Source organism: Streptomyces sp. NPDC054961 (genome assembly GCF_053609145.1).
Genome location: NZ_JBSGWY010000030.1, coordinates 12,430 through 22,610, shown reverse-complemented (window position 1 = coordinate 22,610; position 10,181 = coordinate 12,430). Strand labels below are relative to the sequence as shown.

Genomic DNA, 10,181 nt, shown 5'->3' with positions numbered 1-10,181 from the left:
CTGGGGTCGTTGCTGATTTTTTAATCACACCCTACCCCTCCGCCCCCCTGCGTGGCTCGTCTTCCCCCCCCCCCCCCCCCCCCCGGGCGGGGGCCCCCCCCCCCCCCGCCCCCACGGTCGTACTCCCCGGTGGTTACGCGGGTGCGGGGCTGCCGGCGGGGGCGGCCGCCAGGGCCGCGGCCCTGGCCTGGCCCTCGGCCTGGCTCCGCCTCGAGAACCGGATGGTCCAGAAGATCAGCGAGATCAGGACCCCGTAGATGAGGACCGGGCTGAGCCAGACCATCGTGTCGACACTCAGCAGGACCGCCAGCACGACGCGCAGCGAGGCCTCGGCGAGGTAGGCGAGGCCCCAGACGGTGGTCATCCGCCGCATCGCGCTCCGGAAGTTGGGGTACTGCCACAGGCCGTTGAAGTACGCCACGCCCTCCTTGGTGCCGTCGGTGCCGAACTTCCGGGCGAAGTAGAACATCAGCGGCCGGGGAGCGAGCAGGGTCGCGATGCAGAGCGCGCCGAACAGACCCGTCACCCCCGAGTCCTTGATGAGCAGGGCGCGGGCCGAGTGCGCACCGATCAGCGTGACGAGAGCGGTGATCACCAGGAAGACCAGGGTGACCACGGCGAACTCGTCGATCTTGCGGCGCCAGGCGAGGTTGCCGACGGATTCGACCACCGGCCAGGCGCCGCTGACCAGGAGCGCGGCGAACTCGCTCCAGCCCCGGTCGGTGAGCATGTTGTACGTGAGGATGGGCGCGACCACGTTGAATGCGATGGTCAGGATCCAGCCGATCGCGGCGGTGGCTCCGGACCGGGCCGGTGGCCCGGACTGTGCTGCGGGTATTTCTTGCGCGGACAACGTTCCCCCTGGAACAGACCTGATGATGTGCGGTAAAGGGAACGTAAGAACGCGTTCGGTTCGCGGCAAGGCCCCAGCGCCCAAAATCATGATCAAGTTCTGCGGAACGAATGCTTCCGGGTGCTAGGCGCGAAGACCCCGGATGACCAGGGCGGTGAGCGCCTCGAACTCCGTGGTGATGGTCGGCGAGACCCAGTCCGCCACGTACGCCGGATCGTGGAACCGGTTGGTGGCGTCGAACACGGCGCGGGCCGCGGCCGGCACGTCGGGTGCGGTGAGCGATCCCGCCGCGACCCCCTCGCCGATGATCCGGGTCAGCTGATCGATCAGCTCGGTCAGGTGCCGGTCGACCACACCGCTGTTCTCGGCGAGCAGCACGGTGTACGTCGCGAACAGCTCGGGGTCGTCACCCGCCTTGTGGCGCTTGGCCTCGAAGAGTGCCTCCAGCCACGACTCCAGCTTGGAGGGGGCCGGCTCGGCGGGCGCCGAGGTGATCTCCTCCAGCATGACCACGCTCTTGGCGAGCCAGCGGTCCGTGACGGCCTCGCGCAGCGCCGCCTTCGAGGCGAAGTGCCGGTAGACGCTGCCGTGGCTGACGCCCAGCGCGCGGGCCACGTCCACCACGGTCGCCTTGGTCGGGCCGAAGCGGCGCAGCACCTCCTCGGTGGTCGCGAGGATGCGCTCGGGAGTGAGGGGCTCGGCAGCAGCGGGTGGCATGGGTACGACCGTACAGCCGGTTCAGTGCTCGCTGTCCAAATGGTCCATCTGCGCGGCCGGGTACCGGTGGCCGGCCGCGGATCCGGCCGGGACCGCCTCCTCGATGGCCGCGAGGTCGGCGGGGGTCAGCTTCACCTCCATGGCACCCAGTGCCTCACTGAGGCGGTCGCGCCGGCGGGCGCCCACCAGCGGCACGATGTCCTCGCCGCGCGAGAGCACCCAGGCGATGGCGGTCTGGGCGACGCTGACGCCCTTGCCGTCGGCGACCTCGCGCAGGGCGTCGACCAGATCGAGGTTCCGGCCGAGGTTCTCGCCCTGGAAGCGCGGGCTCATCCCGCGGAAGTCGCCGGGGGCGAGCTTCCGGTCGCGGGCGAAGTGGCCGCTGATCAGACCGCGGGAGAGGACTCCGTACGCCGTGATGCCGATGCCGAGCTCGCGGGCGGTCGGCAGGATCTCCGCCTCGATCCCGCGGGAGAGCAGGGAGTACTCGATCTGGAGGTCGGCGATCGGGGCCACGGCCGCGGCCCGGCGCAGGGTGTCCGCGCCGACCTCGGAGAGCCCGATGTGGCGGACGTGCCCGGCCTCGACGGCCTCGGCGATGGCGCCGACGGTCTCCTCGATCGGGACGTCCGGGTCGACCCGGGCGATGCGGTAGATGTCGATGTGATCGCGGCCGAGCCGCTGGAGCGAATAGGCCAGGAAGTTCTTCACGGCCTCGGGGCGGCCGTCGTACCCGGTGAAACCGCCCTCGACCGTCCGCAGGGCGCCGAACTTCACGCTCGTCAGCGCCCGCTCCCGGGCCGCGGCGGGCGCGGTGCGCAGGGCTTCATTGATGAGGAGCTCGTTGTGCCCCATGCCGTAGAAGTCGCCGGTGTCGAGCAAGGTGACGCCGGCGTCGAGGGCGGCGTGGAGGGTGGCGAGGGACTCGGCCCGGTCGGCCTCGCCGTAGAGGGCGGACATCCCCATGCAGCCCAGACCCAGCGGGAAGACGGAGGGACCGGTGGCGCCGAGGACGCGGTGGGGGGACTTCTCGTTCAGGTTCATGAAACGAGAATGGCATGACGAGTGACAGATTTCAATATCTGTCACTCGTCAGTGTGACGGGGTCGGAGGGGACGGGCCAGGCGGACGGACAGGTCGGACGGACGGTCCGCACGCGCGGCCGGACGCGCGGTTCAGACGCGCGGTTCAGACGCGCGGGGGAGTCCCCGCACGGGTCGGGTCCGGCTCGCGTTCCAGGGTGCGGGCCGTGCGCGCCGCCGTACCGCGCGCCCACCGGCCGCTGGTCGCGAGGCCGACGGCCAGGACGAGGAGCCCGCAGACCGTGATGATCCACCAGGCGGGCCGCGCCGCCGCCACGAAATCGGCGGCGGACACGGCGCCGGACGCGGCTCCCGGGCCGACCCGGCCCGCCAGCCCGGCGGCCAGGACCGCGCCGACGACCGCCACGCCCAGCGTCCCGCCGGTCTGCCGGCTGGTGGAGGCCACCGCGGCGGCCACGCCCGCCTGGGCGCGCGGCATCCCGGAGACGGCGGTGTTGGTGATCGGCGCGTTCACCATGCCGAAGCCGAGCCCGAAGAGCACGTACCCGCAGAACAGCGTCGGTGTGGAACTCTCGGCCGAGAACGCGGCGAACAGCAGCCCGCTCGCGGACATCGCGACCCCCGCGATCAGGAGCGGCAGCCGAGGCCCCCGGGAGCCGACCAGCCGCCCCGACACGGGTGCGCACAGGAAGGCGAGCGCCGCCATCGGCAGCATGAAGAGGCCGGCGTCCAGGGCGTCGAGGCCCCGCGCGTCCTGCAGGTACAGGGTGTTCAGGAACAGGAACCCGGAGAGCGCGGCGAAGGCGCTGACCGCGATCACCGTGGCGCCCGTGAAGGGGGCGCTGCGGAAGAACCGCGGGTCGATCAGGGGCTCCGGCCGCCGCGGCTCGTACACCAGCAGCCCGGCCAGGCAGGCGACGGCGAGTGCCGCACAGCCGAGGATCAGCGGGGAGCGCGGCCCGGCGGCCGGGGCCTCGATGATCCCGAACGTGACCGAGCCGAGCAGCCCCATGACCAGCAGCTGCCCGACCGGATCCGGGCGGCGGGGGTGCTCGGCCCGCGACTCGGGGACGTAGCGCAGGGTCAGGACGAGGGCGAGCAGTCCGACGGGGAGGTTGACCCAGAAGATGGACCGCCAGCCGACGGAGTCCACGAGCAGGCCGCCGATCAGCGGGCCCGCCGCCATGGAGACGCCGACGACCGCGCCCCAGACGCCGATGGCGCGGGCGCGCTCGCGTGGGTCGGTGAAGGTGTTGGTGATGATCGACATGGCGACCGGGTTGAGCATCGAGCCGCCGACCGCCTGGAGCATCCGGAAGCCGATCAGCCAGCCCAGGCTCGGAGCGAGCGAACAGAGCACCGATCCGGCGGTGAAGAGCACGAGGCCGACGGTGAAGACCTTGCGGCGCCCGATCCGGTCCGCCGTGGACCCGGCCAGCATCAGGAGGGAGGCCAGGACCAGCGTGTACGCGTCGATCGTCCACTGCATGCCGGCCACGGAGGCGTTCAGATCGCGGCGCATGGAGGGGAGGGCCACGTTCAGGACGGTGTTGTCCAGACTGACGATCAGCAGGCTCATGCAGCAGATCGCCAGGACCAGCGAGCGCCTCCTGGGGCTCAAGTCGCGCATGATGCCGATAGTACGTCTAACTAAAGAAATATGACCCGCGGCGCGACTGCGCGACAATGGGGGGATGACCACGCTCCCCCCGCCTCTCGCGATCGGCCCGCACACCGTGCAGCCCCCGGTGGTGCTCGCGCCGATGGCAGGCATCACCAACGCCCCGTTCCGTACCCTGTGCCGCGAGTTCTCGGGCGGCAAGGGGCTGTTCGTGAGCGAGATGATCACGACCCGGGCCCTGGTCGAACGCAACGAGAAGACCATGCAGCTGATCCACTTCGACGAGACCGAGAAGCCTCGCTCGATCCAGCTGTACGGGGTCGACCCCGCGACGGTCGGCAAGGCGGTCCGCATGATCGTCGAGGAGGACCGCGCCGATCACATCGACCTCAACTTCGGCTGCCCGGTCCCCAAGGTCACCCGCAAGGGCGGCGGCTCGGCCCTCCCGTACAAGCGGAACCTGCTGCGCGCCATCCTGCGCGAGGCGGTCGCCGGAGCCGGCGACCTCCCCGTCACGATGAAGATGCGCAAGGGCATCAACGACGAGCACCTCACCTACCTCGACGCCGGCCGGATCGCGGTCGAGGAGGGGGTCACCGCCATCGCCCTGCACGGCCGCACCACCGCCCAGCACTACGGCGGCACCGCCGACTGGGAGGCCATCGCGCGGCTCAAGGAGCACGTGCCGGAGATCCCGGTGCTCGGCAACGGCGACATCTGGTGCGCCGAGGACGCGCTGCGCATGGTCCGCGAGACCGGTTGCGACGGCGTGGTCGTGGGGCGCGGCTGCCTGGGGCGGCCGTGGCTGTTCAACGACCTGGTGGCTGCCTTCGAGGGGCGTCCCGAGGACTTCCACAAGCCCACGCTGCGCGAGGTCGCGCACACGATGCTGCGCCATGCCGAACTGCTCGGGGAGTGGATCGGCGACGAGGCGCGCGGGGTGATCGACTTCCGTAAGCACGTGGCCTGGTACACCAAGGGCTTCTCGGTGGGTTCGCAGATGCGGCAGAAGCTCGCCGTGAGCTCTTCCCTGGCCGAACTGGACGCTCATCTGAGCGAGCTCGATTTGGACCAGCCCTGGCCGGAGAGCGCGGACGGTCCGCGCGGCCGGACGTCCGGAAACAACCGGGTTGTCCTGCCTGAGGGCTGGTTGAAGGATCCGTACGACTGCGCCGGTGTGAGCGAGGACGCCGAACTGGACACGTCCGGGGGGTGAGAAACCGATGGCAAAACGTGCCATCGCCAGCGTGACATACGCCACGCATGGGTGAGGTTTCGCTCAGATGAGCGGATTGATCACGGGTAAGACTTTCAAAGGGTGGCACTGGGTGCCACCCTTTGTGTGTTCAATTCTTGAACACAAATGTATCGATGATCGCTCATCCGAGCGACGATAGGCCTCTGTGGGCCCCTCACCCTTCGGGAGGTGAAGGCGGTCCGTCGGTTTTGGCTACTCGTTAGTTACATTCGATCTGCTGGCACGTGAAGGGTTACGGCCGTATGACCGCCAAGTGGACGTACCCATAAGCCTTCGATCTGGGTATGTTCCTGGCCGTCAGGGCAGCCACCGAGCCTCGAGGAGTCGAGACCCGTGTCGGAAAACAAAGATCAGAAGTTCGTCTACGACTTCACCGAGGGCAACCGCGACCTCAAGGACCTTCTCGGCGGCAAGGGTGCCAACCTCGCCGAGATGACCAACCTGGGTCTGCCGGTCCCTCCCGGCTTCACCATCACCACCGAGGCCTGCAAGGTCTACCTCGAGAGCGGTGAGGCCCCGGCCGAGCTGCGCGAAGAGGTCAGCGCGCACCTCGACGCCCTCGAGGCGCAGATGGGCAAGAAGCTCGGCCAGTCGGACGACCCGCTGCTGGTCTCCGTGCGCTCCGGCGCGAAGTTCTCGATGCCCGGCATGATGGACACGGTCCTCAACATCGGTCTCTCCGATGCGTCCGTGACCGGCCTCGCCACCCAGGCCGGTGACGCGCGCTTCGCGTGGGACTCCTACCGCCGCCTCATCCAGATGTTCGGCAAGACCGTGCTCGGCGTGGACGGCGAGCTCTTCGAGGACGCCCTCGACGAGGCCAAGGCCGCCAAGAAGGTCACCGTCGACACCGACCTCGACGCCGCCGACCTCAAGAAGCTCGTCACGCGCTTCAAGAAGATCGTCGCGAAGGAGGCCGGCCGCGAGTTCCCGCAGGACGCCCGCGAGCAGATGGACCTCGCCGTCGAGGCGGTCTTCAACTCCTGGAACACCGACCGCGCCAAGCTCTACCGTCGCCAGGAGCGCATCCCGAGCGACCTGGGCACCGCCGTCAACATCTGTTCCATGGTCTTCGGCAACCTCGGCCCCGACTCGGGCACCGGCGTCGCCTTCACCCGCGACCCGGCCAGCGGCCACGCGGGCGTCTACGGCGACTACCTCCAGAACGCCCAGGGCGAGGACGTGGTGGCGGGTATCCGCAACACCGTCCCGCTGGCGGACCTGGAGACGATCGACAAGACCTCGTACGACCAGCTCATGACGATCATGACGACGCTGGAGACCCACTACAAGGATCTCTGCGACATCGAGTTCACCATCGAGCGCGGCCAGCTGTGGATGCTGCAGACCCGCGTCGGCAAGCGCACCGCCGGCGCCGCCTTCCGCATCGCCACCCAGCTCGTCGACCAGGGCCTCATCGACGAGGCCGAGGCGCTCCAGCGCGTCAACGGCGCCCAGCTCGCGCAGCTGATGTTCCCGCGCTTCGACGAGAGCGCCACGACCCAGCTGCTCGGCCGCGGCATCGCCGCCTCCCCGGGCGCGGCCGTCGGCAAGGCCGTCTTCGACTCCTACACGGCCGTCAAGTGGTCCCGCTCCGGCGAGAAGGTCATCCTGATCCGCCGCGAGACCAACCCGGACGACCTGGACGGCATGATCGCCTCCGAGGGCATCCTGACCTCGCGCGGCGGCAAGACCTCGCACGCCGCCGTCGTCGCCCGCGGCATGGGCAAGACCTGCGTCTGCGGCGCCGAGGACCTCGAGGTCGACACCAAGCGCCGCCGCATGACGGTGGGCGGGACGGTCGTCGAAGAGGGTGACGTCGTCTCCATCGACGGCTCCACCGGCAAGGTCTACCTCGGAGAGGTACCCGTCGTACCGTCCCCGGTCGTCGAGTACTTCGAGGGCCGCATGCACGCCGGCGCCGACGACGCCGACGAGCTCGTCGCCGCCGTGCACCGGATCATGGCCTACGCCGACCGCGTGCGCCGGCTGCGCGTCCGGGCCAACGCCGACAACGCCGAGGACGCGCTGCGCGCCCGCCGCTTCGGCGCCCAGGGCATCGGCCTGTGCCGCACCGAGCACATGTTCCTCGGCGAGCGCCGCGAGCTGGTCGAGAACCTGATCCTCGCGGACACCGACAAGGAGCGCGAGGCGGCGCTGAGCGCCCTCCTGCCGCTGCAGAAGAAGGACTTCGTCGAGCTGTTCGAGGCGATGGACGGCCTGCCCGTCACCGTCCGCCTGCTCGACCCGCCGCTGCACGAGTTCCTGCCCGACATCACCGAGCTGTCGGTGCGCGTCGCCCTCGCCGAGTCCCGCAAGGACGCCAACGAGAACGACCTGCGCCTGCTCCAGGCCGTGCACAAGCTGCACGAGCAGAACCCGATGCTGGGTCTGCGCGGTGTCCGTCTGGGCCTGGTCATCCCCGGCCTGTTCGCCATGCAGGTCCGGGCGATCGCCGAGGCCGCGGCCGAGCGCAAGAACGCCAAGGGCGACCCGCGCGCCGAGATCATGGTCCCGCTCGTGGGCACCGTCCAGGAGCTGGAGATCGTCCGCGAGGAGGCCGACCGGGTCATCGCCGAGGTGGAGGCCGCCACCGGCACCAGCCTCAAGCTGACCATCGGCACCATGATCGAGCTGCCGCGCGCCGCGCTGACCGCCGGCCAGATCGCCGAGGCCGCGCAGTTCTTCTCCTTCGGCACGAACGACCTGACCCAGACGGTGTGGGGCTTCTCCCGCGACGACGTCGAGGCCAGCTTCTTCACCGCGTACCTGGAGAAGGGCATCTTCGGGGTCTCGCCCTTCGAGACCATCGACCGCGACGGTGTCGGCGCGCTGGTCCGCAGTGCCGTCCAGGCCGGCCGGGCCACCCGCCCCGACCTCAAGCTCGGCGTCTGCGGAGAGCACGGCGGCGACCCCGAGTCCGTCCACTTCTTCCACGAGGTCGGACTCGACTACGTCTCCTGCTCGCCGTTCCGGATCCCCGTCGCGCGCCTGGAGGCCGGCCGCGCCGCCGCCGAGTCGAAGGGCAGCGACAGCCGCTGACCGCCCACCGGCCCTGACACCGGGGCCCACGAGACCGCGCCTGCCCGGGTTCCCTGACGCCCCTGGGCAGGCGCGTCTATTTCCCGGCTGTTCCTTGTCCCGGCTGTTCCGTGGTTCCCCCGGGCGAGTATTCGTTCAATGTTGTTCCAAAGGTCTTTACGGCAACAGGCGGTGGACGGATCCCCACCCGTCCACCGCCTGCCGCCTATCCGCCGGACACGTCGGCGCTTCCCGGTGCGACCGACCGCCAGGCCCCGCAAAGCCCCCCACGGCCTTCGCGGAGCGTTTCGGTCGCGCCGGAGTGTGCCCGGCGGAGTACAGGATTTCGGTTGTCACGCCCCCGCCGAAAGGGGTTTCAACTGTGGCTGAAAGGCCATGGTGACCACGTGTGACGGCGTGCATACTCATGGGGCGGGGGGATTGCGGTTGCACAGGTGGGGGTTCGGTGCTGCGTATCCATTTCACTGGAGTGGACCTGGCACGCTTAAGGATGGCAGGACGTCCGGATGCGTTGTGGGAAACAATATTGAGTTTTCACCGTCTGAGGGACCGGCGAGATACCCGGCTCTTCGGCGATTGGCGTACGGAAACCCGGAGCAGGTTGAATGGTGAGACGCGACTCCTCGGCGCACTGATACCGAGTCGCGGATATTTCCCCGATTTCCTCACCCCCGTGGAGGGGAAGTACGGATGGGACGTCGGGCTCGACGCGCTGCGCGCGATCCGTCCCGAGCGGATGCGGAGCGAGCTCGTGCTGCTCGGCCGGAGCGCGGGGGCGGGCTCCGGCATGGCCGCGGCCTTCGGGATGCCCGGGGCCGCCGGCGCGGGCACGGCCTCCGACGGAGCCGTACCGAGGCGCCTGCGGGACTTCATGGAGGGCGCCACCGCGCACCTGCCCCGGCTCCTCGGTGAACTGCGCGGCTACCACCGGGCGGCCGTGGAGCCGTACTGGAGCCACATCCAGGCCCAGATCGAGGCCGAGCGGGCCGCACGCGGCCGGGCGCTGCTCGACGGCGGAGCGGACGAACTGCTGGCCTCGCTGCCGCCGATGCTGCGCTGGCGGGCTCCGGTGCTGGAGTGCGACTACCCCGTGGACCGGGACGTACGGCTACGGGGGCGCGGGCTGCTGCTCCAGCCGTCCTTCTTCTGCCGGCGCACGGCGGTGACCCTGCACGACCCGGAGCTCCCGCCGGTACTGGTCTACCCGGCGGCGGCGGAGCTGGCCTCCGCGCAGCCCGGCGGCGAGGCGGGGCGCCCCGTGGAGGAGCAGCGCCGGTACCGCCAGCGCACCCTGGGCAAGCTGGTCGGGCACACCCGCTCGGTGGTCCTCCAGGCGATCGGCGACGGGGCCACGACGAGCGAGCTGGCCCGGCGCGCCGGGGTCTCGCTGGCCTCCGCGAGCCAGCACGCAGGGGTGATGCGCGAGGCCGGCCTCGTCACCACCCTGCGCCGGGGCAACTCCGTCCTGCACACGGTGACCCCGCTGGGAGCCGCGCTGCTCAAGGGCGGGACCGCGACCTCGTGAGCCGCCGCGGCCCCGGGGCGGGCCCCCCCCCGGGGGCCCCCCCCCCCCCCCCGCCGGGCGCCGCCGGTGGCCTTGTTTTTATTTTGTTTAGGTCGGGGCCCCCGGGGGGGAGGGAAAACGCG

7 protein-coding genes are annotated in these 10,181 nt (G+C 70.3%); 3 read left to right on the top strand and 4 right to left on the bottom strand.

Going from position 1 to position 10,181, the window contains the following annotated elements; genetic code table 11:
- Positions 1-133: 133 nt before the first annotated feature.
- The 4 genes from ACWF9Z_RS24790 to ACWF9Z_RS24775 all read right to left on the bottom strand — a co-directional run bounded on the left by ACWF9Z_RS24790 (position 134) and on the right by ACWF9Z_RS24775 (position 4,243).
- Positions 134-853, bottom strand: a complete 720-nt coding sequence (locus tag ACWF9Z_RS24790) for a VC0807 family protein (protein WP_453605297.1) — start codon at positions 851-853, stop codon at positions 134-136.
- A 123-nt stretch (positions 854-976) separates the two neighbouring features.
- Positions 977-1,570, bottom strand: a complete 594-nt coding sequence (locus ACWF9Z_RS24785) for a TetR family transcriptional regulator (protein ID WP_453605295.1) — start codon at positions 1,568-1,570, stop codon at positions 977-979.
- A gap of 21 nt (positions 1,571-1,591) precedes the next feature.
- A complete protein-coding gene (locus ACWF9Z_RS24780) occupies positions 1,592-2,614 on the bottom strand; it encodes an aldo/keto reductase (protein WP_453605293.1) in 1,023 nt (340 codons plus the stop codon).
- A 144-nt stretch (positions 2,615-2,758) separates the two neighbouring features.
- The gene (locus tag ACWF9Z_RS24775; protein ID WP_453605291.1) at positions 2,759-4,243 is read right to left on the bottom strand and encodes an MFS transporter; all 1,485 of its coding nucleotides are present in this window, start codon (positions 4,241-4,243) and stop codon (positions 2,759-2,761) included.
- Between the two features lie 64 nt (positions 4,244-4,307).
- Between ACWF9Z_RS24775 and dusB the strand changes: the two genes are divergently transcribed.
- The 3 genes from dusB (at position 4,308) to ACWF9Z_RS24760 (ending at position 10,059) form a co-directional block, all read left to right on the top strand.
- A complete protein-coding gene (gene dusB, locus ACWF9Z_RS24770; RefSeq protein ID WP_453605289.1) occupies positions 4,308-5,450 on the top strand; it encodes a tRNA dihydrouridine synthase DusB in 1,143 nt (380 codons plus the stop codon).
- 375 nt (positions 5,451-5,825) lie between these two features.
- Complete coding sequence (gene ppdK, locus ACWF9Z_RS24765; protein WP_453605287.1) at positions 5,826-8,534, top strand: pyruvate, phosphate dikinase; 2,709 nt, start codon at positions 5,826-5,828, stop codon at positions 8,532-8,534.
- A 445-nt stretch (positions 8,535-8,979) separates the two neighbouring features.
- On the top strand, positions 8,980-10,059 hold the full coding sequence (locus tag ACWF9Z_RS24760; RefSeq protein ID WP_453605286.1) for a helix-turn-helix domain-containing protein: 1,080 nt from the start codon (positions 8,980-8,982) through the stop codon (positions 10,057-10,059).
- The last annotated feature ends 122 nt before the right edge of the window (positions 10,060-10,181 follow it).